This window comes from Ktedonobacteraceae bacterium, from assembly GCA_035653615.1.
Taxonomy (GTDB): Bacteria; Chloroflexota; Ktedonobacteria; order Ktedonobacterales; family Ktedonobacteraceae; genus DASRBN01.
Genome location: DASRBN010000032.1, coordinates 131,115 through 157,802 on the forward strand (window position 1 = coordinate 131,115; position 26,688 = coordinate 157,802).

The 26,688-nt window shown below is 53.9% G+C and carries 30 protein-coding genes; 5 read left to right on the forward strand and 25 right to left on the reverse strand.

All coding sequences use genetic code 11. The annotated features are described in order from the left end of the window. Nucleotides 1–26 precede the first annotated feature (26 nt). The 4 genes from mgtE to accC all read right to left on the reverse strand — a co-directional run bounded on the left by mgtE (nucleotide 27) and on the right by accC (nucleotide 5,911). Nucleotides 27–1,970 carry a magnesium transporter gene (gene mgtE, locus VFA09_18040; GenBank protein ID HZU69182.1) on the reverse strand — a complete coding sequence of 648 codons (1,944 nt, stop codon included), beginning with the start codon at nucleotides 1,968–1,970 and terminating at the stop codon, nucleotides 27–29. 744 nt (nucleotides 1,971–2,714) lie between these two features. Further along, nucleotides 2,715–3,194 carry a biotin/lipoyl-containing protein gene (locus VFA09_18045; GenBank protein ID HZU69183.1) on the reverse strand — a complete coding sequence of 160 codons (480 nt, stop codon included), beginning with the start codon at nucleotides 3,192–3,194 and terminating at the stop codon, nucleotides 2,715–2,717. 76 nt (nucleotides 3,195–3,270) lie between these two features. Beyond that, entirely contained in the window at nucleotides 3,271–4,509 is a 1,239-nt protein-coding gene (fabF, locus tag VFA09_18050; protein ID HZU69184.1) for a beta-ketoacyl-ACP synthase II, read from the reverse strand. A 46-nt stretch (nucleotides 4,510–4,555) separates the two neighbouring features. Continuing rightward, a complete protein-coding gene (gene accC / locus VFA09_18055) occupies nucleotides 4,556–5,911 on the reverse strand; it encodes an acetyl-CoA carboxylase biotin carboxylase subunit (protein ID HZU69185.1) in 1,356 nt (451 codons plus the stop codon). 938 nt (nucleotides 5,912–6,849) lie between these two features. Here accC and VFA09_18060 point away from each other — a divergent pair. Genes VFA09_18060 through VFA09_18070 form a run of 3 tightly spaced genes read left to right on the forward strand, consistent with a single transcriptional unit; the run spans nucleotide 6,850 to nucleotide 9,342 of the window. Further along, nucleotides 6,850–7,653 (forward strand): inositol monophosphatase, encoded by an 804-nt coding sequence (locus VFA09_18060; GenBank protein HZU69186.1) that lies wholly within the window; start codon nucleotides 6,850–6,852, stop codon nucleotides 7,651–7,653. Nucleotides 7,654–7,667: 14 nt separating this feature from the next. Next, the gene (locus VFA09_18065; GenBank protein HZU69187.1) at nucleotides 7,668–8,261 is read left to right on the forward strand and encodes an HD domain-containing phosphohydrolase; all 594 of its coding nucleotides are present in this window, start codon (nucleotides 7,668–7,670) and stop codon (nucleotides 8,259–8,261) included. Between the two features lie 28 nt (nucleotides 8,262–8,289). After that, a complete protein-coding gene (locus tag VFA09_18070; protein ID HZU69188.1) occupies nucleotides 8,290–9,342 on the forward strand; it encodes a hypothetical protein in 1,053 nt (350 codons plus the stop codon). A gap of 30 nt (nucleotides 9,343–9,372) precedes the next feature. On the opposite strand, the gene VFA09_18075 is transcribed toward VFA09_18070, so the two are convergent. The 4 genes from VFA09_18075 to VFA09_18090 form a co-directional block, all read right to left on the reverse strand. Continuing rightward, the gene (locus tag VFA09_18075) at nucleotides 9,373–10,707 is read right to left on the reverse strand and encodes an Nramp family divalent metal transporter (GenBank protein HZU69189.1); all 1,335 of its coding nucleotides are present in this window, start codon (nucleotides 10,705–10,707) and stop codon (nucleotides 9,373–9,375) included. Nucleotides 10,708–10,893: 186 nt separating this feature from the next. After that, the gene (locus tag VFA09_18080; GenBank protein HZU69190.1) at nucleotides 10,894–11,460 is read right to left on the reverse strand and encodes an SRPBCC family protein; all 567 of its coding nucleotides are present in this window, start codon (nucleotides 11,458–11,460) and stop codon (nucleotides 10,894–10,896) included. Further along, a complete protein-coding gene (locus VFA09_18085) occupies nucleotides 11,457–11,825 on the reverse strand; it encodes a metalloregulator ArsR/SmtB family transcription factor (protein ID HZU69191.1) in 369 nt (122 codons plus the stop codon). The genes VFA09_18080 and VFA09_18085 overlap by 4 nt, the downstream gene beginning before the upstream one ends. 139 nt (nucleotides 11,826–11,964) lie before the next feature. Next, nucleotides 11,965–12,345 carry a VOC family protein gene (locus tag VFA09_18090; GenBank protein ID HZU69192.1) on the reverse strand — a complete coding sequence of 127 codons (381 nt, stop codon included), beginning with the start codon at nucleotides 12,343–12,345 and terminating at the stop codon, nucleotides 11,965–11,967. A 205-nt stretch (nucleotides 12,346–12,550) separates the two neighbouring features. On the opposite strand from VFA09_18090, the gene VFA09_18095 reads away from it, so the two are divergent. Both VFA09_18095 and VFA09_18100 read left to right on the forward strand, forming a co-directional pair. After that, nucleotides 12,551–12,727 carry a hypothetical protein gene (locus VFA09_18095; GenBank protein HZU69193.1) on the forward strand — a complete coding sequence of 59 codons (177 nt, stop codon included), beginning with the start codon at nucleotides 12,551–12,553 and terminating at the stop codon, nucleotides 12,725–12,727. Nucleotides 12,728–12,969: 242 nt separating this feature from the next. Then, nucleotides 12,970–13,356, forward strand: a complete 387-nt coding sequence (locus tag VFA09_18100) for a hypothetical protein (GenBank protein HZU69194.1) — start codon at nucleotides 12,970–12,972, stop codon at nucleotides 13,354–13,356. A 101-nt stretch (nucleotides 13,357–13,457) separates the two neighbouring features. Here the strand turns inward: VFA09_18100 and VFA09_18105 are convergent, their stop codons facing one another. From VFA09_18105 to VFA09_18185, 17 genes are all read right to left on the reverse strand, one after another. After that, the gene (locus VFA09_18105) at nucleotides 13,458–13,973 is read right to left on the reverse strand and encodes a DUF3054 domain-containing protein (protein ID HZU69195.1); all 516 of its coding nucleotides are present in this window, start codon (nucleotides 13,971–13,973) and stop codon (nucleotides 13,458–13,460) included. Continuing rightward, complete coding sequence (locus VFA09_18110) at nucleotides 13,966–14,130, reverse strand: CcmD family protein (protein ID HZU69196.1); 165 nt, start codon at nucleotides 14,128–14,130, stop codon at nucleotides 13,966–13,968. The genes VFA09_18105 and VFA09_18110 overlap by 8 nt, the downstream gene beginning before the upstream one ends. Before the next feature lie 17 nt (nucleotides 14,131–14,147). After that, entirely contained in the window at nucleotides 14,148–14,891 is a 744-nt protein-coding gene (gene ccsA / locus VFA09_18115) for a cytochrome c biogenesis protein CcsA (GenBank protein ID HZU69197.1), read from the reverse strand. A gap of 4 nt (nucleotides 14,892–14,895) precedes the next feature. After that, entirely contained in the window at nucleotides 14,896–15,558 is a 663-nt protein-coding gene (locus tag VFA09_18120; GenBank protein ID HZU69198.1) for a heme exporter protein CcmB, read from the reverse strand. Next, entirely contained in the window at nucleotides 15,555–16,277 is a 723-nt protein-coding gene (gene ccmA, locus VFA09_18125) for a heme ABC exporter ATP-binding protein CcmA (protein HZU69199.1), read from the reverse strand. The genes VFA09_18120 and ccmA overlap by 4 nt, the downstream gene beginning before the upstream one ends. Further along, complete coding sequence (locus VFA09_18130; protein HZU69200.1) at nucleotides 16,274–17,608, reverse strand: hypothetical protein; 1,335 nt, start codon at nucleotides 17,606–17,608, stop codon at nucleotides 16,274–16,276. Before VFA09_18130 ends, ccmA begins: the two co-directional genes overlap by 4 nt. 28 nt (nucleotides 17,609–17,636) lie before the next feature. Then, nucleotides 17,637–18,053 (reverse strand): hypothetical protein, encoded by a 417-nt coding sequence (locus VFA09_18135; protein HZU69201.1) that lies wholly within the window; start codon nucleotides 18,051–18,053, stop codon nucleotides 17,637–17,639. After that, nucleotides 18,053–18,595, reverse strand: coding sequence for a cytochrome c-type biogenesis protein (locus VFA09_18140; protein HZU69202.1), 543 nt, complete (start codon nucleotides 18,593–18,595; stop codon nucleotides 18,053–18,055). Before VFA09_18140 ends, VFA09_18135 begins: the two co-directional genes overlap by 1 nt. Further along, the gene (locus tag VFA09_18145) at nucleotides 18,592–20,700 is read right to left on the reverse strand and encodes a heme lyase CcmF/NrfE family subunit (GenBank protein HZU69203.1); all 2,109 of its coding nucleotides are present in this window, start codon (nucleotides 20,698–20,700) and stop codon (nucleotides 18,592–18,594) included. The genes VFA09_18140 and VFA09_18145 overlap by 4 nt, the downstream gene beginning before the upstream one ends. Nucleotides 20,701–20,716: 16 nt before the next feature. Next, a complete protein-coding gene (locus VFA09_18150; protein ID HZU69204.1) occupies nucleotides 20,717–21,181 on the reverse strand; it encodes a cytochrome c maturation protein CcmE in 465 nt (154 codons plus the stop codon). A gap of 14 nt (nucleotides 21,182–21,195) precedes the next feature. Next, on the reverse strand, nucleotides 21,196–21,654 hold the full coding sequence (locus tag VFA09_18155) for a CopD family protein (protein HZU69205.1): 459 nt from the start codon (nucleotides 21,652–21,654) through the stop codon (nucleotides 21,196–21,198). Nucleotides 21,655–21,771: 117 nt separating this feature from the next. Continuing rightward, entirely contained in the window at nucleotides 21,772–22,404 is a 633-nt protein-coding gene (locus VFA09_18160) for a redoxin domain-containing protein (GenBank protein ID HZU69206.1), read from the reverse strand. A gap of 194 nt (nucleotides 22,405–22,598) precedes the next feature. After that, nucleotides 22,599–22,829 (reverse strand): hypothetical protein, encoded by a 231-nt coding sequence (locus VFA09_18165; GenBank protein HZU69207.1) that lies wholly within the window; start codon nucleotides 22,827–22,829, stop codon nucleotides 22,599–22,601. 13 nt (nucleotides 22,830–22,842) lie between these two features. After that, a complete protein-coding gene (locus VFA09_18170; GenBank protein HZU69208.1) occupies nucleotides 22,843–23,028 on the reverse strand; it encodes a hypothetical protein in 186 nt (61 codons plus the stop codon). Nucleotides 23,029–23,056: 28 nt separating this feature from the next. Beyond that, nucleotides 23,057–23,623 (reverse strand): type 1 glutamine amidotransferase domain-containing protein, encoded by a 567-nt coding sequence (locus VFA09_18175; GenBank protein ID HZU69209.1) that lies wholly within the window; start codon nucleotides 23,621–23,623, stop codon nucleotides 23,057–23,059. A gap of 183 nt (nucleotides 23,624–23,806) precedes the next feature. After that, nucleotides 23,807–24,460: a hypothetical protein gene (locus VFA09_18180; GenBank protein ID HZU69210.1), complete on the reverse strand. Its 654-nt coding sequence runs from the start codon at nucleotides 24,458–24,460 to the stop codon at nucleotides 23,807–23,809. Nucleotides 24,461–24,682: 222 nt separating this feature from the next. Next, the gene (locus VFA09_18185) at nucleotides 24,683–26,674 is read right to left on the reverse strand and encodes an ATP-binding protein (GenBank protein HZU69211.1); all 1,992 of its coding nucleotides are present in this window, start codon (nucleotides 26,672–26,674) and stop codon (nucleotides 24,683–24,685) included. Nucleotides 26,675–26,688 lie beyond the last annotated feature (14 nt).

Sequence of the window (26,688 nt, forward strand, 5' to 3'; positions counted from 1 at the left end):
CCTTTTTCTGGTGATTCCCTTTTCTCTCACACATGCATCATGCTGGCCAGCCACAACGCAGCAGCCAGGAAAAAAGCCAGGCTGATGACGGCGATGATGGGGTCCAGCAGCGGGGCACTGACAAGGCTGCCGCGCATGCGCAGGCGCTGCAAAATAGTCGGCAAAACCAGGCCGCAGAGGGCCGCGATTAACAGTGTGAAACCCGCGCTCAGGCCAATGGCCACACCCAGCAGCCAGGAGTGGAAGAGCGCCCAGGTCAGCAAACCCACGATAATGGCGGCCATGATGCCACCGAAAGTCCCCAGGCGCAACTCGCGGAAGATACCACGCAAAAAGTCGATTCCATGCGTGGAACGCAATTGCCAGCCCGCAATGCCCAGCGCCTGCGAACCGACGCTGCCACTGGTCAGCAGCAGCATGGGAACCAGGCAAACCACTCCATTCAGGGCAACAGAAGAGCGCAGCCCCGCTACAAGATGGGTGCCCTGAATACCTGTCGTGCCGAAAATCTGGTAGAGTACCAGCGCCAGCAGAAAACCGGCAACTACATTCACACCTATCCATGTAGCACGACTCAGAACGGCCCGCAGCGAAAAATGCTCCTCTTCTTCGAACTCCTCGACGCTGGCACCGGCCATTTCCGAAAAATCCTCCGCCTGTTCCTCGTGAATGACATCGATGACATCATCGACGGTCACCAGGCCTACGAGGCGATTGTCGGTATCCACCACGGGAACGCCCAGCAGGTCATATTTGGCAATGACGCGCGCCACTTCTTCCTGATCAGTCGTAGTCGTAACTTTGATAATATCCGGATCCATCAGTTCTTTGAGCCGTGTGCCCGGCTCTGCTACGACCAGCTCGCGCAGGGAGACGACGCCGACCAGGTGTTGTTCGTCATCGACGATGTACAGGTAATAGATCATCTCCAGGTGTTCGGAGTGTTGCCGCAGGTAGGCCAGCGCCTCTTCAACAGTCAGTTCCTGTGAGAGCGACAGCACTTCGGTGGTCATGATGCCGCCGGCCGTTTGCGCTCCATAGCGCAGCAATTCGCGGATTTGCCGTGACTCTTCGGCGGGCATCAGGTTCAAAATCTGCTCGGCCTCCTCGGTCGAAATATCCGCCAGGATATCGGCGGCATCGTCCGGCGCAAGCCTCTCCAACAGTTCAGAGGCGCGCTCTGGCTCGAGTTCGCTAAGCAGTTCCGACTGCAAAGGCGTCTCGACCTCGTTCAAAGCATCGGCGGCCGTCTCCGTATCCAGTCGCTCAAGCATTGCCTCCGCGTCCTCAACATCAAGCTGTTCGAGAATATCGGCGATATCGGCTGGATGGAGATCAGACAGCTTGGTATGACTGACACTCAACTGGACACGTGGCACCACGCCTGGGCTTCCAACGGTGGCCGCTCCGGCGCCTGCCGCGGCCATGGCCGGAGTCAGCTGCCCTGTACCGGCCGTGACCACCTGTATTGGCTCAACATAGTTCCAGGTTATTGTGCGTTCAGAAAGCTGGATTGGTACAATATTACTCAATACTTCTATGGGCGCAAGCACACCTAAGCGCCGCAGCAGCCCGCTGAAGCTGATATCTACACCAACCAGCCGGGCCGTGCCCTTAATTTGCGCCAATTTCAAATCATTGACTTTGACAACGCGAAAACCCTGCGTATCGACAATTTGCTTATCTAATAAATCTCTTTTCAGTAATAGCTCGTCTGGCCGCGGTGTATATGACGCTATACGCTGCTGGCTAACAGTGAGATGTATCTGCTCTTCTTCAAGGTTGTGTACCTGGGACCAGGGAATTATCATCTCATTATTGCTGAGCAGAGAACGCACAATGAGAGCGGTAACCAGGGGAAATGTCTCGTTCAGGGAGACGGATATATCATGCAACGAGCCCAGACGCCGCCCCTCGATATCATAAACGCTCCGGCGTAAAAGTGTGCTTAAAAAAATCAATGGTATCACCGTCCTTTCTCACAAAGGTATAGGATATCCTGATGCAGTCTCCAGATGAAACTTTACAGCTTAAACTTATCCACATCTCTGTGGATAAGTGGATAAGCGTTTCAATCTTGTAACGACCGTAACAATACAAAGACTTTCGCAAGGGAATACAATCTAAATCCTGCGTAACTGCTGTAGCGGCGGATTATGCATTCCATGCAAAATGCGTTGATTGTACAATATGGGGGACTGCTGTATGGATGTCTTTGCAGACATCGAGTAGGGTACTCGCGAGAGTACCACTACAGCTGGCCAGGGGGGAAAGCTCTTCAGCCAACTATAAAGGCTAGCATTGTATTGCCACAATTCACGATGCAATACAGACTCATTGAGAAAGGAAAAGGTGGGAAAACACCGGGGCAGATGAAGACTCGATCAAAACGCACTACAAAGACGAGCGATGCGTTTGCTTATCCTGCTACCATACCCAATGAGGCGAAGAACATTCCCAAAAGCAGGCACGCGAAAACCACAGGCCTACTATGACTGGGGCCAGCGTCCATGTCCCTCACCTCCTTTGCCCGAACCAGTTGATGAACTGTACCAGTGGACGACGTTCACATGACGTCGAAAAAACTCTTGAAACCTCTGCTGGTGCGCCATCATTACTGTGGGTAGAACAAGAAAACTTCATCTCTGTAGAGAGTATAGCACGCGGGAGTGCATTTGGGCAAGGGTGATAGTGTATGTAGGACAATTTACTCACTACACCGGTTCGACGCGAATCAGCGTATCCCCTTTCTGCACCACATCCCCATTGTTTGCCACTAAGGCGACGACGCGCCCTGATACTTCGGCCTGAATTTCGTTGAACACTTTCATCGCTTCAATAAGTGCGACGACCTGGCCGGCGTGTACGATATCCCCGGGAGAGACAAAAGGGGGCATTGTAGGTGAAGGGGAAGAGTAATAGACGCCGGTGAGCGGCGCGACGATGGGAATACTATGATCTTCTTTTTTTGGCTTCACCGGCTTTACCGTAATGGCAGGGGATTGCGCAACGCTATTGTTAAAGCCTGTTTGTTCAGCAGGCATGGAGACCATCATCATATCCGGTCGCCGCCGGATAATGATCTCGGTGCCTGCTTCAGTTAATTCCAGTTCGCCAATGGTGGTGCCTTCGAGCAGCGTTACCAGCTCTTCGACACGCTTCATCCACGGCTCTTCATGCTCACGTGTTCCCATCTTATCTTACTCGCATATTTTGATGTGGGGAGGGACGACCACAAGGGTCCCCTCCCTCCTCGAAGCCCACCCTCGCCTACGGTTCGTAGCGTTTAAAAATCAGGCATGCATTATGGCCACCGAAGCCCATAGAGTTGGACATGGCTACGTTTACGGTAGCCTGGCGCGCCTCGTTTGGCACATAGTCGAGATCGCACTCAGGATCGGGGTGGTGCAGGTTGATAGTCGGCGGAATAACGCCCGTCAGGATGGCCATGATAGAGATGACGGCCTCGACTGCCCCTGCCGCTCCCAGCGTATGGCCCAGCATCGATTTGGTTGAACTGATAGCCATGTGATAGGCGTGCTCACCGAAGCAGGTTTTGATGGCCTGCGTCTCCGTCCGGTCATTGTACTGGGTTGAGGTGCCATGCGCATTGATGTAGTCAACCTGCTCGGGACGCAGGTTCGCTTTTTGCAGGGCGCGGCGCATGGCTCGTACCAGGCCTTCACCTTCAGGCGCAGGCTCGGTCACGTGATAGGCATCGCCGGTAGAAGCATAACCTACCATTTCTGCGAGAATATGCGCTCCACGCGCCTTCGCGAATTCCAGGTCTTCCAGGATCAGCATGCCGGAGCCTTCGCCCATCACAAAGCCGTCGCGAGTGGCGTCGAAAGGACGGCTGGCTCCCTGCGGGTCGTCATTGCGTCGCGAGAGCGCGTGCATATTATCGAAAGCGGCCATGGCTATCGGTGTAATGCCTCTTTCAGACCCGCCCGCGATCATGGCTTTGGCATCGCCACGGCGAATGGTTTCCCAGGCTTCGCCTACCGTATTGGCGCTGGTCGCGCAGGCGGATACAGCAGCCCAGTTCGGCCCTTTCGCGCCCGTCATAATGGAGACAAGCCCCGGCGCTCCATCGATGATCATCATATTGATGAAGAATGGGCTGATGCGGTCAGGTCCTCGATCAAAAAGGACTTTGAACTGGTCATGCAGCGTGACCAGCCCGCCAATGCCACTGCCGATGTACACGCCGATGTCGTTGGCATTCTCTTCGGTGATCTGCAAGCCCGCCTGGGCAAGCGCCTGCTTAGAGGTTGCGATAGCGATATGCTCATAGGGGTCGCTGCGGCGAATTTCTTTGCGGTCCATATAGAGGGATGGATCAAAGTCCTTGATCTGCGCACCGAAATGAATACGAAACTGGCTCGTATCATATCCGGTGATCTCGGCCACGCCGGATTTGCCCTGGCAAAGCGCTTCCCAGCTCGAAGCCAGGTCGTTTCCAACCGAGGTGACTAAGCCGAGACCCGTCACAACTACTCGAGACATAGTGTTTTCCTCCCTCTGATAAAATGGCGCACTGCAAACGCCCCAACTACTCTTTTATTCCTAATGATGCGGCCTCTTCTTGTAAGAAACGAGTATAGGTTTCTCCACGAATGAAGCCTTCGTGACGCAACAAACGCTTGTGAAACGGAATGGTCGTTGTGATGCCCTCGATAATATACTCGTCGAGCGCGCGCTGCATGCGAGCAATGGCTGCTTCACGCGTTTCGGCCCACACGATCAACTTTGCCAGCAGCGAGTCATAATGCGGCGGAACGCTGTAGCCCGCGTAGAGATGGCTATCGACCCGCACCCCTGGCCCGCCGGGCGGCAAATACTTTTCTATGATGCCGGTTTGTGGCCGGAAATCGTGTTCCGCATCCTCTGCCGTGATGCGACATTCAATGGCATGGCCACGCAGGTGTATGTCTTCCTGCTCAAGCTGGAGTGGCATTCCGGCGGCAATGCGAATCTGCTCTTTGACCAGGTCGGTACTCGTCACCATCTCGGTTACAGGATGCTCTACCTGCAGGCGCGTATTCATCTCCATGAAATAATAGCGGTCCTGCTCATCCATCAGAAATTCGAGCGTTCCGGCATTGCGGTAGCCGATTTGCTCGACGGCGCGGATGGCCTTCGTGCCTATTTCCTCGCGTAGTTCCGGCGAGAGCAACGGGCTGGGAGACTCTTCGAGTACCTTCTGGTGACGCCTCTGACACGAACAGTTGCGCTCACCCAGGTAGACGCCGTGTCCAAAATTGTCGACCAGCACCTGAATCTCGATATGCCGCGCCCGTGCAAGATAGCGCTCAAGATAGAGGCCATCATCGCGAAAGGCCTCGCGCACCTCGTTCTGCGCTGTCGTGAAGACGCGCTCAAACTCGTCCGGGCGTTTCACCAGGCGGATGCCGCGTCCGCCGCCGCCGGCTGCTGCTTTGAGCATCAAAGGAAAACCGATTTCCTTTGCCGCTTCCAGGCCTTCAGCAAGGGTACGCAGCACAGGCGTCCCCGGCAGCATTGGCAAGCCCAGCTCGGCCATTGCCTCACGCGCCGATACTTTATCGCCCATCAGCGCCATAACCGAGGCGGAAGGGCCGATGAACGTGATATGCGCATCCGCGCAGATTTGGGCAAAGCTGGTATTCTCCGAAAGAAAGCCATACCCGGGATGAATGGCATCCGCGCCGGTTATCATGGCCGCGCTGATGATATTGGGAATGTTCAGGTAACTCTTGCCACTGGCACCTGGCCCGATACAGATATGCTCGTCCGCCATCAATACAGGCAAGGAATCGCGATCAGCTTCAGAGTGGGCAATCACGCAGGGAATACCCATTTCGCGACATGCTCGTATGACGCGCAGCGCTATTTCGCCCCGGTTGGCGATCAAAATTTTACGAAACATAGATGATTGTGGGTTCCACAAAGCTCCTCTGCAAGATACTCCCATCAAGAGATGGGAAGTGTATGCTATTATACCATGAGAACGCGACAAGGGGCTAGATGCTTTGCCGCCCCGATGGAGATTCTTCGCTGCCCTCAGAATGACACGATGAAGGAGCCTCCTTCATCGTGTCATTCTGAGGGCAGCGAAGAATCTCCTGGAAAGAATAACTCTCCCTGGTTCCAATCTTCTTTTAGTACTTATGTTCGCCTTTCATTCTCAAGAATTGGAGAAAGTTTAAAGGGTTCCAGCTCTTGTTTTCATATCGATCAAGCTAATACATCCAACGTATGAAAAGAGCGAGGAAAGCAAGAGGAGGCTCATGGGAAGCCCGTTCTGTCAAAAAGGAGAGGAAGCGTTTAGCGTGGTGTGGGAAGAAGTGGGGAAAACGCTATCCGCTTCCTTAATTAACACGAAAAACTCAGTAGAAAAGTGACAGGAAAACTGTGGAATTTTTTAATGCCCGCGAACTGCTTGTGGATGAATGGGCAGGCCAACCGAATAGCGTGCTGCGAAAAAAACAACCAGGGAGATAGAGAAGAATTGGAATAATGTCAAGTCAGAGATGAATAGTCAAAAGTAGTTGAGCATCAAAATATCATGAATTTGAACAAAGTTTCTATTACAACTGAACATCGTAGTAGCAACAAGCATTCGCTCAATCGAATTTTATAAAATTTAATTGTTTACGTCTTAGTATCAAGAGAGAAAGTTAAGATAGTACTCTGACTGCTTCTTTATTAGGAATATTTGGTTGAAGAGTTTTCTTTATTTTCTCGAAGTAAGTATAATTCAATTGTATTTTATGAAGTTCCAGGATATAATGCAAATAAAGCTCAGCATATCACTCAGGATGAGCTTTACTTGCATTGTATACCGCTGAAAAAAGGAGAATCATATTGGCTAAAGTAGCGACCTTAAATGACCTTGCAATGGATGTAGCCATCGATGCTGCGAAATCGGCCGGCGAAATCCTTCTGAAGCACTACAGGGAGGGCATGTATAGAACGGCATGGAAACAGGATACTTCGTTGCAGACAACAGCTGACCTCGAGTCGGAAAAAGAAATCATAGATAAAATCCTTAGTAGATTCCCGGGTCATAGCATAGAGAGCGAAGAGCGGGGCCCGGTGTCCACATCGTCTTCGTATAAGTGGCTCATAGACCCGCTTGATGGGACAGAAAACTTTGTTCTCGGCATTCCCTATTTCTCATCTAGTATTGCCCTGTGTGAGGAGGGCAAACCGATAATTGCTGTGGTTTATAACCCGGTATCCGATGATCTTTACACCGCTAAAGAAGGTGATGGAGCCTTTCTTAACGGAAGACGGATATATGTTTCTAATGAAGTTGAGTTGAAACGTGCCAGGGCGTGTTTCATTCCAGATTTTGCGACCAAACGAATGCGACAGACAGCCTGCCTGCGAGACAAGCTTTACTACGAGTGCAGAAGAGTGTTGGATACCTGGTCTCCCGCTCTCGATTGGTGCCTGGTTGCAAATGGGAAAGCTGATTTCGTTGTAAGCGTAGCCGGAAATCCCTTACATCCAGATGCAGGGACTTTAATACTTGAAGAAGCTGGAGGGAAGATAACAGACTTCGAAAATCGTACATTCGAATACAAGAATACGGGATGTATTGTTGGAAGTAATTCGTTGCTGCACGACCAATTATTGCAATTGGTAAGTGAGCATTACACGTAAAGGATTACATGCATATGATCGTGACTAGAGGAATCTTGCCTGGAATAACGTTGTTGGATGCTGTAGAAGCAGTAGTATCAGCTATCGATGCTCGGAACTGTTCTTTTGGTCACAGTATACGTGTCGCTTCCTATGCAGTACAAATTGCGGAGGCTGCTGGCTGGCAACAACAAATGTTGGAACAAATACAGCTTGGAGCCCTCCTACACGATATCGGGCAGATTTATTGGCCTGATACGATCATAGAAAAGCAAGGGGTTTCTCTTACTGAAGAGGAGCGAGAAATCATTGAGTCTCATACGCTAAAAGGTGTTGAACTCATAAAGGGCTGGCCTTCTCTTAGTTTTGTTGAACCTTATATCCTTTATCATCAAGAATGGATCGATGGTAGCGGCTACCCATTCGGACTGAAAGGAGACGCATTGCCTGACGAAGTACAGGTAGTTTCACTCGCCGATGTATATGAGGCCCTGAGCCATCCAAGAAAGTACAAGGAACGCTTAGGATTCTCTTCCGACAAAGCTGTGGAAATTATGACCGAGATGAAAGGTAGACGTTGGAAATGCGAGCTATTTGACGTGTTTGTCCATGTTGCCAGAGACTGGTAATAGTGCTTAAAAAGACAAGACCAATACAATGCAAGATAAGGCGCCCACACCGAATCCTCATCACTTAGTTGCTCTTCTTGAGAAATATGCAACACGGATTTTCGCGTTGCTGATAGTTCTTGTTTGTTTCATTTTATTTTATTTCGGCCCACTGCTTGTGCCCAGCTATCAAGCCGTGTTCATCTCTGTTTCTACCTCTTTGCTCGCCTCTCTTATTTTTGCCCTTATTTACAGCTCTGTAGTTGAACACCATCACATGCGGGTAATAAATAATGAGCTATCCATCAGTGTCAAAGATGCTGTAAATGAGATGAAGGAACTTCAACAGGATAATATTAGAAGAATCACTGACTTAACTTTAACGAAAATAGCGGAGATCCAGAGTACTTACTCTCATGAAATCGCACTTCATTTCCGAGAGCTTATTCCATCAGATTATTTCCCACCGTCTAATGAGCCTGATCCGAGGTTCAATAATGTTCTGAGTACTGCATTATCAAAAAGCCATTTATATTTGTTTAAGGGCGTGACGGGCAGATTTATTCCTGCCAGGCTTTCCGTAGTGAACCACCACAATTTAACCTGCAAAATTTTATTGATAGATCCAGCTAATGAAGATCTATTACATCTCTATATCAGGGATAGATTCGGCGGTAATATAGGCAATACCGATATGGCAGAACGTGTTAAAAGGGTCAAAGAAGAAATCTTTATGACCATCGTAGATTTATTCGACCAGGCACGATGGACCTCTATCGATATTAAAATGTATCATGGCCCAATCTTTTATCGAACAGAAATTTTTGACGATCAGGTCTTTATCTCTTACTTCACAGATAAGATGCCAACTGCTTTTCCTACTACTTACCTTTACAATAAAGGCAGTTTTTTCTATACAGCTTTTTTAACAGATTTTAATCAGACCTTTGATCTTGCACCCATATCAATACCCTTTAACTCAAGAAGTACTGAACAGGACCTTCTCAAAATCCTCATACAGATTGGATGTGATGTTGGACGGTTATCGCAATTGCGCAATAAAGCTGCGCAATTTAGGGAAAATTTCCTGGGTAAAAATTGACCAGGTATTTGATACTTGTCTATTTTCCCATTAAATCGCTACCCCGAAAATCGCATTCAACAGCCACAAAACCACCAGAAATGTGACGGAGATGGTCGTGATCCAGGCCAGGATATTGGAGGCGGTTTTATTGACACGACGCCCCATCAGGCGGCGATTGTTTATGAGCAGGATGACGAAGACGAGCAGGATCGGCATCATGGCCGCATTCACGTCCTGCAGTATGATGAGTACCTGGATAAATGGCAGGCCTGGAATGAGCGAGACGATCACGCCCAGGACGATCATGCCGGTAAAGATGGACTGGAAGACAGGTGCTTCCCGGAAGCTGCGCGATACACCGCGTTCAAACCCAAATGCTTCAGAGATACCATAGGCTGTGGTGAGCGGTAACACTGCGCCGGCGAGCAGCGAGGCTCCGAACAGGCCCAGCCCGAAGAGCAGCGAGGCGTACTGGCCGGCGAATGCGCGCAGAGCAAATGCCGCGTCAGCAGCGGTATTGACAACCTGGTGGGCAACGAAGAGCGTCGCGCCGGTGGCGATAATCATAAATGCCGAGATGATATTGGAGAAAATGGTGCTGCTATAGACATCAACTTTCTCATACACGTACTCTTCCATGCGGATGCCCTTGTCGGCAACGGCTGACTGGAGGTAAAAGAGCATATAGGGACTGAGCGTCGTGCCAACGAGGGCAGCCGTGGTAGGCCAGTAGTTTGCATCCATGCTGAGGCGGGGCGCGATGAATCCTTTAGCAACCTCGTGCCAGCTGGGATGCGCGGCAAAAGCGGCAGGAATATAGGCCAGGAAACCAAGCGAGATAATCAGGAAAACGATCTCTACACGCCGGTAGGTTCCGCGCGTGACGAGCCACCAGAGTATCAGTCCGGAGAGGGGAACGACCAGGTAAATAAGCGGCGTGTACGGGTCATCCGCCAGTACCTGGACGCTGGCGGCGATTCCGATAAACTCTGAGATTGTTACGCCGGTATTGGCGACCAGTAGCGCCAGCATTGCCAGCACCGTCCAGCGGACTCCAAACTGCTCGCGGATCAGGTCGGATAGCCCTTTGCCGGTTACGGCCCCCATACGCGCGCACATCTCCTGTACGATGCCCACAAAGACGGCGGTGATCGCGAGCGCCCACAGCAGATTGTATCCATAGCTGGCTCCTGCCGAGGAATAGGTTGCTACTCCGCCGGCATCATTTCCCGCGTTGGCGGCGATGATGCCTGGCCCCAGAATGGCTAAGAGCCGGAAAATGGGCGACATGCGACGAAAACGCGGGCGGGAGCGTTCGCGTCTTCTGGACTGAGCGCGGTCTTGTAAGCTGGTTGCTGGTGCTTGCTGATCTGGAGTTTTCATCAGGAATCCATCCGGGTATGGGTGGTTATGCAGATAATCTGAGCTATTTGGTTATCGCAAACTATTCTTCCTGAAGGATAGTAACACGCCAGAGGGGGTCAGGGCAAGCTATTGGAGAGCCGGAATGTGGAACTCCAGCTCTCCAGGGGGATTCTCCGGATATGGTAATTTTGCGCTTGAACCATTTCAGGATTGGGCGACGTTGGGTGGGGGGCTCGGAACTTCAATACCGAATTGCTGGGCGTACTCCGCATTGAGCCGGGACCAACCGAACTTCATCGCCTCGCCACCAACGATGCGGCCAATGGGAGTTCCGCTGAGAAGGTGATCCAGAACATCCAAACAAATGTGCCACCCGGCAGCACCCATTGAGATGAAGCGGCGATTGATGTCGTGCCACAGCGTCAGGCGCGTGCCACCATTAAAGGCTTCGAGTTCCCACCGCATAGCGTAGCCGCCCCAGTTGTACTCAAGCACCGAAGGCGCGTCGGCTCGCGTCACTTTTGTTTCGGAAACCGGCGACGTGGGCGCTCCCACGTTGGTGAGCTTCACTGTGACTCCAGCCGTACCCAGGCTCCTATCGGCTTCAAAAGGAGCCCACTCGCGCAGGTGCGCAGGGTCGGTCAGCGCCTGCCAGACTTTTTCCGGCGGGTGGCGCAGTTCTCGCACGAGAATGAGCGTCCACTTCTCTCCGTCCTTTCGTACATGCGCTCCGCTGGCAGGACCTGGCGTGTACTGCTCGCGATTGGTCATTGTCTTCTCCTTGCCTTCCTTTTCGTTGGTAGTGATTCACGCGGCTTCGTTGGGGTTGATTGATCCATGTGGTCGAGGTGGCGCTCGAGCGCATCCACGTGCGCGGACCAGAACCGGCGGAACGGGGCCAGCCAGGAATCCACCTCTTGAAGCGGTTCCGGTTTCAGCCGGTAGAGACGGCGCTGCGCGTCCACTGTGGCTTCCACGAACCCGGCCTCGCGCAGCACGCGCAGGTGCTTTGACACGGTTGGCTGCGACATATGAAGCTGGCGCCCGATCTCTCCAACCGACTGTTGTGACGAGGCCAGAAGGCTCAATATCGCGCGGCGGTTCGGTTCCGCAATGATTTCGAACACGGATTCCATGCTCTTATAGTACACTCCTTAGATCGTCCACGGCGACCGGTGAATCCCTGGATGGTCCAGCACCAGGAGCGCCGGCGGCCACCATTTAGGCTGCGGTCGTCGACGCCCGCCGGGCTGCCATCCTGCTGAACAGTCGCCTTTAATAGCGTGTGAGCTGGGTGAGCTGGATGAGGTTGCCGCAGGTGTCGTTCAGCATCGCAATGGTCGAGCCGGTCACGCCGGTAGGCGGCATCGTGAACTCAGCGCCGCGGGCCTGAATCCGCTCATAGTCGCCCTTGATGTCGTCAGTGAAAAACATGGCCGCAGGCTGGCCCTGTTGAAAGATCGCCTGCTGGTACGCCCTGGCTGCCGGGTTGTTGTTCAGCGCCAGCTGCAGCTCAGTGCCGTCCGGTTCCTCAGGCGAGGCCACGGTCAGCCAGCGATATGGACCCTGGCTGACATCGGTCTTCTTGACAAAGCCCAATACCTCGGTATAGAAGCGCAGGGCCTTGTCCTGGTCGTCTACGTATACACTAGTCAATTTGATTTTCATTTCATTTCTCCTTTGTCACGTTCGCGGTTTGAGCCGCGTCGTCTTCTCCTGATCTTCCTTTTCGTTGGCATTGCTTGATCCATGCGGTCGAAGTGGCGTTCGAATATATCCGCATATATCCGCAACGAATTCAAACATGTGTTCCACTCTCTTAGTATACCTCATAGGGTATATACTTGTCAAGGCATATACGATGGTAATTACCTGGAATTTCCCGCCTTTTCCAACAAAAATCCGCGCCGGTCAGCTCTACCTGGCACGCAGCCCCATGGTGATTGAGGAAAGCATCGTCAAAGCAGTAGAGAGCCAGCCAGGGCAGGGAGCATGTTTTACGTTTTGTTTGCCCCTGGCTGGAACGAACCCCTGGTGACTGCTAGGCAGTCACCAGGAAGAGAGGAGCCTGCGCTGTCTTAGGAGCGCATGAGAGATTCTTCGCTGCGCTCAGAATGACATGCCCCGGTTCCGTTGTTGTCGAAAAATGAGACGTGCCAGGTGGCTGGAAAGCGCCATACTCAGAATGACATGCCCCGGTTCCATTGTTGCCGAAAATACCGAACCATGCTAACATTACGTCAGGATATTTATTCTCATGAACACCAAGAAGGCATTTCGATGAAAAAGTCGACCATCATATCTATTGTATTCATATGCGTGATGCTTGCCATCGGTGCGGTAGCGGTTATCAATAGAGCGAATCAGAAACCGCCAGAGGTAGATTTGACGCCTCATGGCTTCTCGCAGACCAGCATCACCATCCAGGCGGGCGATACCGTCCATTTCGTGAATCCATCTACAGGTGTTACCCAGATGCTATGCCTGGGCGAGGATAAAGTGTGCAGCAGGTACGCTTTCGACCCACCGGCGTTGAAAGGGCCAGGTCTGCGCATTGCCCCAGGCCAGGCAGCAGATGTTGTCTTCACACTCGAAGGCACCTATAACGTCACCAGCGCAACGATGCCGGGGATGAACCTGACTATCACAGTGCAGCCGGATGACTAGAGGTTCCATTCATTAGCAACCCGGAAAGGCCTGCGCCAGGGGACCTAGGCGGTTATGTAAGGATATTGGGGCGCTCGCCCTGGCTTCTTGACATGACAACGTCATGCGGATTCGCGCTGTTGTCTCTCGCGCTCTCGAATACTGTTATTGAAAGCGAAGGGCCAGCGCCATAGCAGTAAGAGTACGACGTTGACCGTCAACACAACAAAAGCAAACGTCAGGAAACCGGTGAGCGAGGTATTGCGCGTGCGATCCACGAGCAGCCAGCGCAGCAGCATCGCGACCGGCCACGAGAGAAACCAGGCCTGAATAGTGCGATTCGCCATGCGGCGCGGATTCGAGACGATATCGCCGCGAAATGCTCCTACGAACGGCGCAACTAGAAACCAGCCCAGCGCGAACGGCAGAGCAACGTAGATGATGCCGGGTATGGAAAGCGCTTCCCCGTGGCTGTTCTGGCCAATCGAAGCAAAGACAAGGAAGACGAAGATATCGCCTACCACCAGCGTTATCACACGACGCCTGGGCGACATTGGATTCAGTTTGTACGCATCTTTTTGGGCAGCAGGAGCGCCCTCGGCGGTTGCCTGGTTCTTTGTCTCTCGTATTTTAGGCATGTGAATCCTGTTTTTCGTTCTGTTCGCGCACAAGTTCTTCGACGGCAGCGAGTTCGGTGCGCACACTGCGGATACGTAGCGCGACGAATGCTATATAGGCGAACAGGCCCAGCCAGACGATAGCGTAGGCCGCGACCAGGTAAGAAACTCCTTGCATAAGTATACCATCCTTTTTTATTCCATGCCTGCGCGCAAACGCTGAGCCAGGGCCTGTATGCGCTGTAGCTGGTACAGTTGGATCATCAGGAAACTATAAAACAGTGTAAACGTAGCCAGCGAAATCATCAGAGTCAGCACAACGGACGGCGGTAAAGCGCCCGGCGTGCCGACCTCGGCCTGCGGGTGCAACGTGCGCCACCAGTTGACGGATTCGTAAATGATGGGGATATCGATAACACCGATGATCGCCAGCACCGCGCCCGCTCGCGCGCTCTCGTGGGTACGTCCCATATAGCTGCGCAGCATCAGGTAGCCAATGTAGATGAACCACAGGATCAGGGTCGTGGTCAGTCGTGCATCCCACGTCCACCACGTGCCCCAGGTGGTTCTGCCCCAGATGGAGCCGGTGATAAGGGTAAGCGTGGCGAAGACCGTGCCGAGTTCAGCGGCGGCACGCGCTACCCAATCCCACCGCTCATCCTTCTTCCACAGGTAACCTATACCCGCCACGGCGACCACTACGAAAGCCAGCATAGCGATCCAGGCTATGGGCACGTGGAAATAGAAGATGCGCTGCGGCTGCCCCTCAATGGCATCGGTCGGCGCATACAGGAAGATCATCCAGATAGAGATCATCATGCCGATCAGCGACAGCGCGCCGAGTACCAGCGAGGCTACTGGAAAGCCTGGCCCTCGCGGCCTTGTTTTTACGGCAGCCTCTTGCTGTGTGAGGCCAGTTTCTTGATTGACTAATGCCATATGATTATTCCTCAATCACATATTCAAACGTGAGCATCGATGCGCTCAGGAAAATGATGTCGAATGCCGCCATCAGGCCTAACCAGGGCGGCTCGTTCGCCGCAGGCACCATCAGGGTACCGGTGGCACGGACGGCGCTGATAACAACCGGCACGATCAACGGAAATACGAGTACCGGCAACAATAATTCTCGCGCCTGGGTCGCCGCTGCCATAGCCGAAAACAGCGTGCCGACGGCTGCTATGCCCAATGTTCCAAGCAGGACGATGGGAAGCAACGCGCCAAACAACGGTACGTCGAACAGCGCGGCGAAAATTGGCAACGCTACAATTTCTACTACTCCGATAAATAGCAAATTGCCCAGCAGTTTTGCAAGATAGATGGCCTTGCGGTTCACCGGGCAGAGCAACAGGCGATCCAGCGAGCCTTTTTCGCGTTCGGCAGCGATAGTACGGCCCAATCCCAACAGGCTGGCGAAAACAAACGCCACCCACAGCACACCCGGGGCAATCGCGGCCTTGTTATCCACGCGCAGGTCGAAGGCGAAGTTGAAGATCACCAGCACGAGCAGCGCGAACAATCCCATGCCCATCCAGGTCTGCTTGCTGCGCAGCTCGCAGCGTATGTCTTTCCATAGAATTGTCAGTACCTGTTTGAGAAAAATCATGATAAAATCTTCGCCCTGGGCTTCAGGACCTCGCGGTAGGCTTCTTGCAGGTCTTCCAGTTCCAGCCCTTCTGTCTCTCGAGTATATACTATGCGTCCAGCATGCAAAATCGCGGTGCGACCACTCCATGTCAAGGCATGTTCAAGGTTGTGCGTGGTGAACAGCGTTGCGCAGCCGCGTTCGCTGTGTTCATGCAAGATATCCGCCAGCAGTTCGTTTCCATCTTCGTCAAGACCGGTATCAGGCTCATCGAGCAGGAGCAGTTGGGGCGAATGCAGCAGGGCGCGGGCAAGCGAGAGGCGCTGCACCTGACCGCGCGAGAGGGCACTGACGCGCTCTTTAGCACGCCTGGCCAGGCCAACCCTTTCCAGCAATGCGGCTGCGCGCTCATGCGCCTCTTTCACATTGTACATGCGACCGAAGAAGACCAGATTCTCCAGCGCGGTCAGTTCGTCGTACAGGTAGGGCTGGTGAGCGACAAAACCAACGAGCTGCCTCGCCTGCTGGGCATTCTGGACGATATCCAGTCCGTTGATGGTGATACTGCCGGCGCCCGGTTTAGTGAGGCCGGCTATGATGCGCAGCAGGGTAGTTTTGCCCGTGCCGTTCGCTCCCAGCAAGGCAAGGCGCTCGCCCTTGCAAAGATCGAGGTCGATGCCGCGCAAAATGGGTTTAAACGTATAGCTTTTTTTGAGACCTTTGATGGAAAGGTAGCTCATGATCTTCCCTTGCCCGCCTTCTGCGTCTCCATGCTCATCAATGCGCGCAACTCGGCTTTGGTTCTGGCCCGGCGCTCCTGGTATTCGGCCTTTTTAATTTTACCGGCTTCATAGGCTGTATCAAGCTCTAAAAGTTCCTGTAAGAGGGCCTGCTGGCGATCCTGTGCCGCTTCCTCTCTCTTTCTGGCCCCCTTAGAAGCTGGTTGAACGTAAGATTTTTGCTTGTGCGAGCCTGCTTTACCTGCCGCTGCACGTTTCTGGTGCGCATGTGGCTGGCGGCGCGTCGCGCGATACACGAAAGAAGTTACGACGATGATTGCCAGCATAATCAACAGTCCCGCGATGATCCAGAGATAATTCTGGCTTGATGAAGTTGACGCGGGGGCAGTTTTGGGAGCCGGCAGGCCATCGAGGGTCGCATGAACCTGGTTACCTGCCGTCAATTCTTTGGTGTCGAGCAATTGAAAGGTGCCTTGCTGGGTAGTTTTCGGGCCTTCAGAATTCAACCCGCTAGAAGTGGCATGGATGTCCAGTGGCAGCAGCAGCGAGAAGTACACAGTAGGATAGACCGCCGTGTAGCTGAAATCGTAGGACGTTGAGGTATAGGGCACCTGGAACGAGAAGGCGAACTGCGACGTGCCCGGCGGAATAGCGGCATCGGTCGCGAAACCGGGGTCAACCTGGATAACCTGGTAACCGGCGAAGCCATCGCTCAGTGTTAATTTGCGCGCCCCCGCTGGCAGCGCGAAACGCAGCGCGTTCGGTTTCCCCCCGCTGGCCTGCAGCGATCCCACATAGGTTGTATTTCCCAGATTCTCAAAAAAGAAACTTTCCGAAATAGTGATAAGGCCATTTTGCGCATTCGCTTGCCCGACCAGGACGCTGGCCTGCACAACGGCAATGTTGCCGGTGCTGGTTGTGGCATCGTAGACGGTCAGGTTGACCTGCTGAACAGGCTTGCTACTCAGATCAATCAAATCCGTAACATATTGCGCCCCCTGGTAGAGGGTGTAAACGGCATAATTGATGGCCTTATCCGTTTTCAGGTCGCTAAACGAATACCTGCCCTGCGCGTCCGTGGTCACCTTTGTGAGATCGCTGGAATTGTTGCCCTGCGCCATCTGCAAAGTAACGCTCTGTCCCGCGACCGGCGCGTTTTTCTTTGTCCCATTCAATAGCTGACCATAGATGCGGCCTGTTGCCGTGCCGTTTGCGTAGGAGTGCGCTGAGGCAGGGAGAGGAAATGCTATGAAAGCAGATATTATAAAGAACAGAGCGACCAGAGTGATAGAGAGAGCCAGCATTGGCCGCAATATTTTATCAAACGGCATGATCTGGCCCCTACGCCTTGCTTGCATATCATTCCTCATCATGTTCCTCCGCGACTTTTCCCTCTTTCATACGCCGCAACTGCGCCTCGATCAATTGATCGAGTTCCTGTTCGTGATTCTGGCGTGACTTCATAGCCAGAATTGCCCGGCGCGTATAGCGCTCTTTCCATGAACGATAATCGGCTTTTTCCAGGTTACCGAGCTGGTAATCTAGTTCGACCTCCTGTAAAGCAGCCCTGGCCATCTGCTCGCGCTCTGCCGCATTGACTATGGAGCCTGAGGCGATGCCATGAGCGCCATTTTGCGACGTGCCATTGCTCAATGCAGTTTCTTCTTCATGCCCCGGCCATGCCCTGACAAAATTCTCGCGATAGAGTGGATAGAGTACAAAGGCCAGCGCCGCAAGCCCTAATAGTAGCGCGACAAGGAACGGTAACACCTGCATCAACCTGCCTCCTCGATCCTGGTCTGGGCAAATAACGGGTCGTCCTCCGCTAACTCCTGCTCCAGTTGCCGGCGATAGTGTTCCAGTTCGGCCTCATCCACGTCTGTGAGATCTGAATCCTCCTCCGCGGCCCCACCACGCGAACTGGTATGCCAGTCGCGTACTACAAAGAAGAGGAAAAGCGCACCGGCCAGCAGCATAGCTATAGGAACCAGCCATGCCAGCAGATCGAAGCCACGCTGCGGGGGAGCGAAGAGTATCTTATCGCCGTAACGCGCTTGAAAATACTGGATCACATCCTGTTCCGATTTGCCGGACTGCAATTGCTGGCGAATGACGACACGCATTTGCTGGGCCAGCAAAGCGGGCGAGTCGGCGACCGATTCACCCTGGCAGACGAGGCATTTCAATTGCGAGCCGACATCCTGCGCTTCCTGGTCAAGCGTTTTTTGCGGCGGCGTTGTCAGCAGGACGTGCGACCAGGTGGCTCCTAAAATAGCCACGACTGCAAGAATGACGAGGAGCGAGCGTTTTTGTTTCATGTGATGGCTCCCTCCTCACTACTGCGCTCCTCAACAGGGTCAGCGTCGATTTCCTCGATCTGGCCGAGACGGGCGACCACAATGGTTCCCTCTCCACCCGTCTCCACCCCCACCCCTACAGTAGCGGGAATGGCTTCTGATGGCATTGACCGGGCGATGCGCTGCCTGCGTTTTTCGGGCCACCAGCAGGTGATGCCGCCGAGCAGCATCAGCAGGGCTCCATACCAGACGAGGGGAACCAGCGGATTGACAAAGACATCGAAGGTTGCCTGGGCCGGGCCATTCCAGTTGTCCAGGAAAACGTACAGGTCGGTCAGGCCGAAGGTGGTGATAGGAATCAGGCTGGAAGGCTCGTTGCTGTAGTTGGCATAGAATTCGCGACCGGGATAGATATATTCCTGTAGCTGGCCGTTGCTCCATACCTGGACCTGGGCCGTCTCTACCTGTACATTCGGATATTTCTGCGCGATGTTGCCGAAGTAGACGAGCTTATAGCCGGCGATATCGATTTCCTGTCCGGGTTTCAGCGTAGCGCTTGCCTGCGCCTGAAAGAAATGCGAGCCGATAACGCCCACGGCCAGCATGACCAATCCCAGGTGAACAATATAGCCGCCGTAACGCTGGCGATAGCGGTGAATGAGCATGTAGATCGCCAGCGGGTACGGTTCGCCGTGACTGTGCCGGACGCGCACGCCGCGCCAGATTTCGTAGAGAATGGCCCCGGCAGTAAACGCGCAGACGGCGAACGCAACGTTAGGCCAGATATCACGAATGCCCGCAAGCGGCAGAATAGAGGCGCAGGCGGCAGCGGCAAGCGCGGGTATGCCAAGGTTGCGCCACAGGGTGCGCGTCGATGTACGCCGCCACGCGAGCAGCGGACCGATACCCATGGCAAGTACCAGCGCTATGAAGAGCGGCCCATCAACCGAGTTATAGAAAGGCGGCCCTACCGTCTGCGTCTGCTTGCTCAAAGCCTGTGAGATCAGTGGAAAAAGCGTGCCCCACAGGGTAGCGAAGGTGATGCCGACCAGCAGCAGGTTGTTGAGCAGGAAGCTGCCTTCGCGCGAAACTACGGATTCGAATTCGTGCTCGGGCCGCAGCCTGGGCATGCGATAGATAAAGAGGCCGGTGCTGAAGAGGATGACAATGCACAGGAAACCAAGGAAATAGCCACCAATGGCGGAATAGGCAAACGAGTGAACCGAGCTGATGAGGCCGCTGCGCACCTCGAAGGTGCCGAAGATCGAGAGCGCGAACGAGGCAATGACGAGGCCAAGGTTCCATACTTTGAGCATCCCGCGCCGCTCCTGAACCATTGCGGAGTGCAGGAACGCGGTTGATGTTAGCCAGGGGAAAAGGGCGGCATTCTCGACCGGGTCCCAGCCCCAGTATCCACCCCAGCCGAGTACATGATAGGCCCACCACGCGCCAAGCACCAGGCCCGCCGTCTGAATCGACCACGCCGCCAGCGTCCAGCGCCGGATCGAGCGCAGCCAGTCACTGTCCAGTTTGCCGGTTATCATGGCGGCGACGGCGAAAGCAAAAGGCAGCGAGAAGCTCATGTAGCCCATCAGCAGTATGGGTGGGTGGATCAACATGCCGGGGTCCATCAGCAGCGGGTTCAGCCCAACGCCATCCGGCAACGGGACGGGCAGGCGCACAAACGGGCTGGAGATGGTCGTCAACATGATTAAAAAGAACGTCTCGATACCCATCAGGGTAGCCATAACATAGGGAACCAGCATGGCAGGGGCTCGCCGCGATGTGAAGACGAATATGGCCGAAAAGACCGAGAGCATCATCGCCCAGTAGAGTAGCGAGCCTTCCTGCCCGCCATAGAAAGCCGCGGTCGTATAGTACCAGGGCATCGACAGGCTCGAATGCTGGGCGACATAGGTCAGGCCAAAATCATGCGTGAGAAACGAGGCAATGAGGGATGCCGAGGCCAGCACCAGGAAGAAAGCAACGACCAGGACGCAGCGCCGCGCGCTCGCGACCAGTTGCGGTATGTTACGCGTCGCCCCAAGTACGGCTACCACAATCGTCAGGATGGCGAACCCCAACGCTAATATGAGTGAGATGCTGCCTAAGTCTGAGAAATGCACGATGATTCCTTATTCTTTATGGAGTCGGCGTGGCGGCTGTGAACTTCGAGGGGCATTTAGCGAGCAGCGTTTGTGCTTGAAATGGCCCTTGACCCGTGTAGTGTCCCTCTACTACGACCTGGATGCCGGGCGCAAAGATATCCGGCACGATACCGCTATAAACGACCGGAAGCGATTGCCCATTGGTATCGGAGATCACAAAGCGGATTTGCGTGCCGTTATGCACGACCGTTCCTTTCTGCACCGTTCCGGCAACGCGTACCGACTGCGTGGTACAGATGGTGCAGTGGTGCAGCTCCGAGACGGTCATATAATACATGGCATTGGCCTGCGTATTGGCATAAATAAGATAGACCACCGCACCTAGAATGACAAGCCCGCCAATCACAAAGCTGATTGGCCAGCGTCGCCTGCGCTTGCGCGATGGCGATGGTCTCTCCTCTTCAATTGGTTCATCCAGTGTAGTCACATCCGGTTGCACAATACAACCTCCGGTTAATTCGGCGCGATACTGGCCTCGAAGAGACCGGTAAGCAGCGCGCTCAGCAAAAATACCAGTATTCCAAGCGCCAGCACAAGCTGTGGCGCGGCCTTCGAGAAACGCGTCGTGCGTTTGGCCAGCCGGCGTATATTACTCTGTCCAATATAGATTGCCAGCATAAACATTGCCAGCGCGATAACTATTTTCACTCCCAACACGACCAGGTAGGGCCAGCCCAGGTTGGTCGTTGTCAGGCGGTCGAATGCCAGGTAGACTCCGGTTAGCAGCAGCACCCCTACACAGATATTGACCAGGCGGCGGAAATGGGCTGCGATCTGCGCTGCTACTCCCGGAGCCGGACCGGCGCCGCGCAAGGCTGGCACGATGGCGACAAGATACAGGATGTTTCCACCTACCCATGCCGTGGCGGCCAGAATATGCAGCGTCCGCACAATGACTCGAATTTCTAACATGCACCTGCAAGCCCACCTGTTTCCCTACTAGCGCATTTACACTTGTTATGTTCGGGTTTGGCCGCTCTACTGTCCCGGCAGGAAAGCAGCAGAATCCAGGTCCTTTCCTGAACCCGTTCAGGATTGTAACATTAATTGCAGGTTTTGCTGCCAGGTTTGCGGGGAGAGTTCGCCGCTTACACGGCTCACAACAATCCCCTGGCGGTTGATGAAAAGCGTCTCCGGCGTACCCGTTACACCATAGTTGATGGCTGTCGAGCCGCTTGAGTCCATGACATTCGGGTACGTAATGCCATACTTCTGCAAAAAGCCAAGGCCACCGCTCGTTGTATCCTGGAAATCGACGCCGATCAGGCCAATCCCCTGCTTTTGCAACCGCGTCCACTCTTGCTGTAAGAGCGGCGCTTCATCGATGCATGGGCCGCATGTCGAGTTCCAGAAATTGACGATGAACGGCTTCCCTTTGTAGCTGGCCGTAGAAATACTTGCCGCTGTTGAACGGCTGCCAAGCAAGGCCAGCGTAAAATTCGGGGCGGCATGACCAATTAACGGGTCCTGACCACTCGTATTCGAAGCAGGCGTGAGCAGCTGCGTCCAGAGAAAGACCAGCAGTCCCACATTGACCACGCTCACAATCGCAAAGATGGTAATGCTGCGCTTGCGCGAACCTTTGCGCTTTGGCTTCTCCACACGCTTTTCTGATTCTATCGCCGTTTCTCCAGGCAGACCGGTTCTATCTTTGACTTCCATATTTTCTACGTGTTCCCGCAAATAAGTAGAGATGATATCAGAGTGATTATTGTGCCTGTGCCTGATAACCGGCTTGCAGCTTGCGAAGGAGACCTTACAAGAGCCTGAATGTTCAAGAGACAAGACGGGCAGCACCGCGATTGTGCGTCGCACAATCGCGGTGCTGCCCGTCTTGTCTCTTGAATGGAACGGTTTTAGTGTTTCTCGGTTTTGACCTCGATATCATGAACATAGCGCGGGTCGTGAACCCTCTCGCGCTCGGTCACCTCGTTAGATGGCCGGGCGTGCGCGCTTTGTTCATTTGCTCCGTTCTCAAAAATGTTCTGGGAGGGCCGGTGCCTGTTCCTGAACTGGATACCCCTGGTCTTTTCTTTCCTCACACCAGCCGGTTTATGTTCGAGCCGGTGATTTTTTCCCTGATTCATAACTGACCTTCCTCTAGTGTTCTGTTTCCTTGGGAGTTGTCTGCACATCATCAGGGAGAAATTCGTTTTTCTCCCCAACCTGTGCATAAACCGTACTCTTTCTCTTCCTCCCTTTCTCCGGCCTGGTCTTTACCTTGTTGACCGTTCCTTCTTTCTCCTGCGCCTGCTGGACTTCCCTTTGTGTCTTGCCTCCGGCCATAGTTCTTTCCTCCCTTACCTGGCGCCTTCTAGCGCTGTGGAACCCTGGCTTCAGAGAACAGCTGGATCATCGCCGGGTTGAACGCGGGCAGGTCCTTAGGACTGCGGCTGGTCACCAGGTTGCCGTCGCGCACCATCTCCTGGTCCACCCAGTTGCCACCGGCATTGCGGATATCGTCCTGAATGGTATAGTAGCTGGTCAACGTCCTGCCTCTTACTACGCCCGATGAGACGAGCAGCCAGGGCGCGTGACAAATGACGGCCATCGGTTTGCCCGCCTTCTGGAATTCCTGCACAAACTGGCGGGCCTTCGGCTCCATTCTCAGTTTATCGGCGTTTAGAGCGCCCCCTGGAAGCATGAGCGCGTCAAAGTCGTTGGGATTCGCCTGGTCCAACGTCATATCTACATTGAAAGAATCGGCCTTTACATCGTGGTTCATGCCGGTGACCTGCCCGCTATGCGTGGATATGATCTTCGTGGTCGCTCCCGCCTGCTCAAGCGCTTTCTTCGGCTCGGTCAACTCAACCTGCTCGAAATCATCGGCCACCATTATTGCAACACGTAAACCGTTCAGTTGTTTTCCTTGCATCATCATTCTCCTTTCAACTCCATTACAACATGCATCGATGCCGCCTGATCAGGCGACATCTTCCCCGTGAAATGCCGCGGAAATGCAAAATCTCATTGCCTATTGATGGAAAGGATGAGATTTCTAATCGATTCGACTGAGACATGTATTACACGTATCAGCCAGTGATTTTGAGACAGGAGAGCGGTTTTAACTAATATGCAGGGGGGGAGCCTGCCCGCGCCATGCCTCTCGCACTTCAAGCGCGATTGGCTTCTGTTCGGGCTTTGAGCCAAGCGTCCATAAAAGCAGAGCAACGAGGACAACAAGCAATCCCAGGGCGGCAATAGCGATTTGAACCATGAGTCCGATGATGAGCAGGAGCAATCCCGTGGCCGTCACAAGCGGCCAGATGCTGGGAGCCGGGGTTGCTGAACGGGCCGCCAGTAATACTCCCTGTTCTCTCGCAACGGTTCCGGCTTTATTTGCCGCCAGTATGCGCTCAATAGTGGTGTGCAGCGTGCGAGCATCAAAGGGCTTGGTGAGACAGGTTAGCTGCGCCTGTGATCTATCTTGCGGAATGGTTTCCGGTAGCAGGCAATCCCAGGCCAGCACGATTGCTGGAGTATCACATAAAGCGGGAGTTTCGCGAATGACGGTGAGCAAAGAATGATCACTGCCTGCTTCGCCATCTATGTCGAGTACCACCAGGCCTGGTGACAATGTTTCGAGCATGGGAAGCGCTTCAGGAGAACTGATGCCTATTACGTGCATGCCGCGCTGCTGCAGGCCCAGTGTGATTAAACGTCGCAACGAGGCATCGGCTTCAATGAGGAGGATAGTTTCCCCGGTCAGGTGCTGCATGTGTTTCTCCGTGGATGAAAATGGCGAATCAATCCTCGCAAACCTCTAACTACGCTTTGCCGGAAGCATACCTGTTATACATTACGGTTCCTTTGATAAAATCGTCGCAGGCCTTACAATGACCTGAATGGAGGATAATCACTAGAAAACAGGGTCTGTGAATGCTTGCTGAGCGGGAGAATAGAGCAGCTTGCAAACTTGCTGAGAACTACATTTAGCAGCTCATAGCTTCGCCAGCTTATACCCTACATCCGGCACCGTCAATATATAGCGCGGGTGGCGCGGATCGTCCTCGATTTTCCGGCGCAGGCGGCTGATGTAGACCCAGATGAAATCGACTTCGCGGTTATATTCGGCGCCCCAGACACGCTCCAGCAAGAGTTCGTGGGTCATGACGCGGCCAGCGTTCTGGGCCAGTGTGCTGAGCAACTTGTATTCGGTGCGGCTGAGCTGTACCGGGCGATCCTCCAGTAATACCTGGTGCTGGGCATAGTCTATCGTGAGCTCGCCGGTGGTAAAGATCGCCTCGCTCGCCGGCTGCTCTCTATCCGGCGCTTTGCGGCGCAAAAGGACACGGACGCGGGCCAGTAATTCCTGCATGTGAAAAGGCTTGCTAACCAGGTCATCGGCTCCAAGATCGAGATAGCGCACCCGTTCGTCTTCGTCGCACTCGTCACAGAGCATGATGACGGGGGCCTGGGAAAATTCGCGCAGCCTTTGCAGCAATTCGAGGCCGCTCATATCGGCCAGGCGCGCCGACAGCATCAGGATATCGAAATCTTCGAGATCGAGCTGGCGCAGAAATTGTATGCCATGAGCGGTGACATGAACACGATATTGTTGTTCTTCGAGATGCGCGCGCAGGTAGCGAGCTATACGCGCATCATTTTCGGCAACCAGCACTTTAACACGCTGGCCCTGGTGCAGGAGACCTGCGCGAGATGAGGACAAGGGGCTGCGCGACGCGGCAGTTGACGCATTTATTCCGGCCTGTGGCAACCCGGCGGCCTGCAATGAGGGTGTGAAGGGCAGGGTGAAGAAAAAAGTGCTTCCCTGACCGCTGCCAGGTGACTCGGCCCATATCTTGCCGCCATGCGCCTCTATGGTCACGCGTACTACCGACAGCCCCAGCCCGTTGCCGGCGCCGGAACCCTCGCCACGCGGGATGCGATAGAAACGATCAAAGATACGCTCAAGATGTTCAGGCGCGATGCCGGCGCCCTGATCTTTGACACTGATACGAATTTCGATATCGTTCGTTTCCAGCTCAAGTCTGATGACGCTGCCAGCGGGAGAATAGGTCACGGCGTTATTGAGCAAGTGGTGGAGCGCCTGCTCAATACGCAGGGCATCGCAGTGAACGAGTATATCTTCCTCTGGCACACGCAGGACAAAGCGATGGCCGGGCGCGTGTTTGTGCCATCCCTCTATGACCTGCTTGAGCAACCAGGCGATATTTACCTGGGAAAGTCTCAGGTTGTGCGCCCCGGCGTCAAGCTTCCAGACATCCAATAGCGTATTGAGTATGTCGTGTAACCGATCGGTCTGAGTATCGATCATTTGCAGCATTTCGCGCAGCATAGATGGGTCCCAGCGCGTAGAACTGCCCAGCAGCGTCGTGGCGCAGCCCTTGATGATGGCTAAGGGGGTTTTCAATTCGTGGGCGGCAAGGGCCAGCGTCTCGTTACGCGTCTGCGTGGCCGCGCGTTCGAGTGTTATATCGTCCAGCAGGACGCCGCGGCCCAGCAATCGACCGGGATCATCACGCACCGGAAAGCTGAGCACGCGCAGCCAGCGCACGGCGGCATCGGCCAGTGCCAGGTCGGTGAAACCCTCTTGCTCTGGATGATGCCAGATGCGGTCAAGCTCGGTTTGTGCGCTATTGGGGTCGACGGCCAGGGAGACGAGCCGTTTGCGCACGTCAAAACTTCCCTGCTGCCGGAGTATACTGCCATTGATGCCCAGCAGCCGCTCCGCGCCTGGATTTGAATAGGCAACCTGTTCGGCGGCATTCAACAGAATGAAGCCGCTACGCATATTGGCCGCGATGCCTGTGAGAATAGAATGCTCCTGTTCAAAGTCTTTCGACAGGGCATAAAGCTCTCCGGTTCCCCGCGCTGTCTCTGATGAAGTAGGTGGTGTGGGTAAAGCGTTCTCTTCAGGCCACCAGCTATCATTATCCGTATCCGACCCATTCCCTGTGGTCAGATCCATACCGACAAATACCT

What these genes read in the sequence shown, in the direction of transcription:
- VFA09_18045 (HZU69183.1), bottom strand. Translation starts at nt 3,194, where the DNA reads ATGGGAACACGTGAGCATGAAGAGCCGTGGATGAAGCGTGTCGAAGAG.
- fabF (HZU69184.1), bottom strand. Translation starts at nt 4,509, where the DNA reads ATGTCTCGAGTAGTTGTGACGGGTCTCGGCTTAGTCACCTCGGTTGGA.
- accC (HZU69185.1), bottom strand. Translation starts at nt 5,911, where the DNA reads ATGTTTCGTAAAATTTTGATCGCCAACCGGGGCGAAATAGCGCTGCGC.
- VFA09_18065 (HZU69187.1), top strand. Translation starts at nt 7,668, where the DNA reads ATGATCGTGACTAGAGGAATCTTGCCTGGAATAACGTTGTTGGATGCT.
- VFA09_18070 (HZU69188.1), top strand. Translation starts at nt 8,290, where the DNA reads ATGCAAGATAAGGCGCCCACACCGAATCCTCATCACTTAGTTGCTCTT.
- VFA09_18075 (HZU69189.1), bottom strand. Translation starts at nt 10,707, where the DNA reads ATGAAAACTCCAGATCAGCAAGCACCAGCAACCAGCTTACAAGACCGC.
- VFA09_18080 (HZU69190.1), bottom strand. Translation starts at nt 11,460, where the DNA reads ATGACCAATCGCGAGCAGTACACGCCAGGTCCTGCCAGCGGAGCGCAT.
- VFA09_18085 (HZU69191.1), bottom strand. Translation starts at nt 11,825, where the DNA reads ATGGAATCCGTGTTCGAAATCATTGCGGAACCGAACCGCCGCGCGATA.
- VFA09_18095 (HZU69193.1), top strand. Translation starts at nt 12,551, where the DNA reads ATGGTAATTACCTGGAATTTCCCGCCTTTTCCAACAAAAATCCGCGCC.
- VFA09_18100 (HZU69194.1), top strand. Translation starts at nt 12,970, where the DNA reads ATGAAAAAGTCGACCATCATATCTATTGTATTCATATGCGTGATGCTT.
- VFA09_18105 (HZU69195.1), bottom strand. Translation starts at nt 13,973, where the DNA reads ATGCCTAAAATACGAGAGACAAAGAACCAGGCAACCGCCGAGGGCGCT.
- VFA09_18110 (HZU69196.1), bottom strand. Translation starts at nt 14,130, where the DNA reads ATGCAAGGAGTTTCTTACCTGGTCGCGGCCTACGCTATCGTCTGGCTG.
- ccsA (HZU69197.1), bottom strand. Translation starts at nt 14,891, where the DNA reads ATGGCATTAGTCAATCAAGAAACTGGCCTCACACAGCAAGAGGCTGCC.
- VFA09_18120 (HZU69198.1), bottom strand. Translation starts at nt 15,558, where the DNA reads ATGATTTTTCTCAAACAGGTACTGACAATTCTATGGAAAGACATACGC.
- ccmA (HZU69199.1), bottom strand. Translation starts at nt 16,277, where the DNA reads ATGAGCTACCTTTCCATCAAAGGTCTCAAAAAAAGCTATACGTTTAAA.
- VFA09_18130 (HZU69200.1), bottom strand. Translation starts at nt 17,608, where the DNA reads ATGCCGTTTGATAAAATATTGCGGCCAATGCTGGCTCTCTCTATCACT.
- VFA09_18135 (HZU69201.1), bottom strand. Translation starts at nt 18,053, where the DNA reads ATGCAGGTGTTACCGTTCCTTGTCGCGCTACTATTAGGGCTTGCGGCG.
- VFA09_18140 (HZU69202.1), bottom strand. Translation starts at nt 18,595, where the DNA reads ATGAAACAAAAACGCTCGCTCCTCGTCATTCTTGCAGTCGTGGCTATT.
- VFA09_18155 (HZU69205.1), bottom strand. Translation starts at nt 21,654, where the DNA reads ATGTTAGAAATTCGAGTCATTGTGCGGACGCTGCATATTCTGGCCGCC.
- VFA09_18160 (HZU69206.1), bottom strand. Translation starts at nt 22,404, where the DNA reads ATGGAAGTCAAAGATAGAACCGGTCTGCCTGGAGAAACGGCGATAGAA.
- VFA09_18165 (HZU69207.1), bottom strand. Translation starts at nt 22,829, where the DNA reads ATGAATCAGGGAAAAAATCACCGGCTCGAACATAAACCGGCTGGTGTG.
- VFA09_18170 (HZU69208.1), bottom strand. Translation starts at nt 23,028, where the DNA reads ATGGCCGGAGGCAAGACACAAAGGGAAGTCCAGCAGGCGCAGGAGAAA.
- VFA09_18175 (HZU69209.1), bottom strand. Translation starts at nt 23,623, where the DNA reads ATGATGATGCAAGGAAAACAACTGAACGGTTTACGTGTTGCAATAATG.
- VFA09_18180 (HZU69210.1), bottom strand. Translation starts at nt 24,460, where the DNA reads ATGCAGCACCTGACCGGGGAAACTATCCTCCTCATTGAAGCCGATGCC.
- VFA09_18185 (HZU69211.1), bottom strand. Translation starts at nt 26,674, where the DNA reads ATGGATCTGACCACAGGGAATGGGTCGGATACGGATAATGATAGCTGG.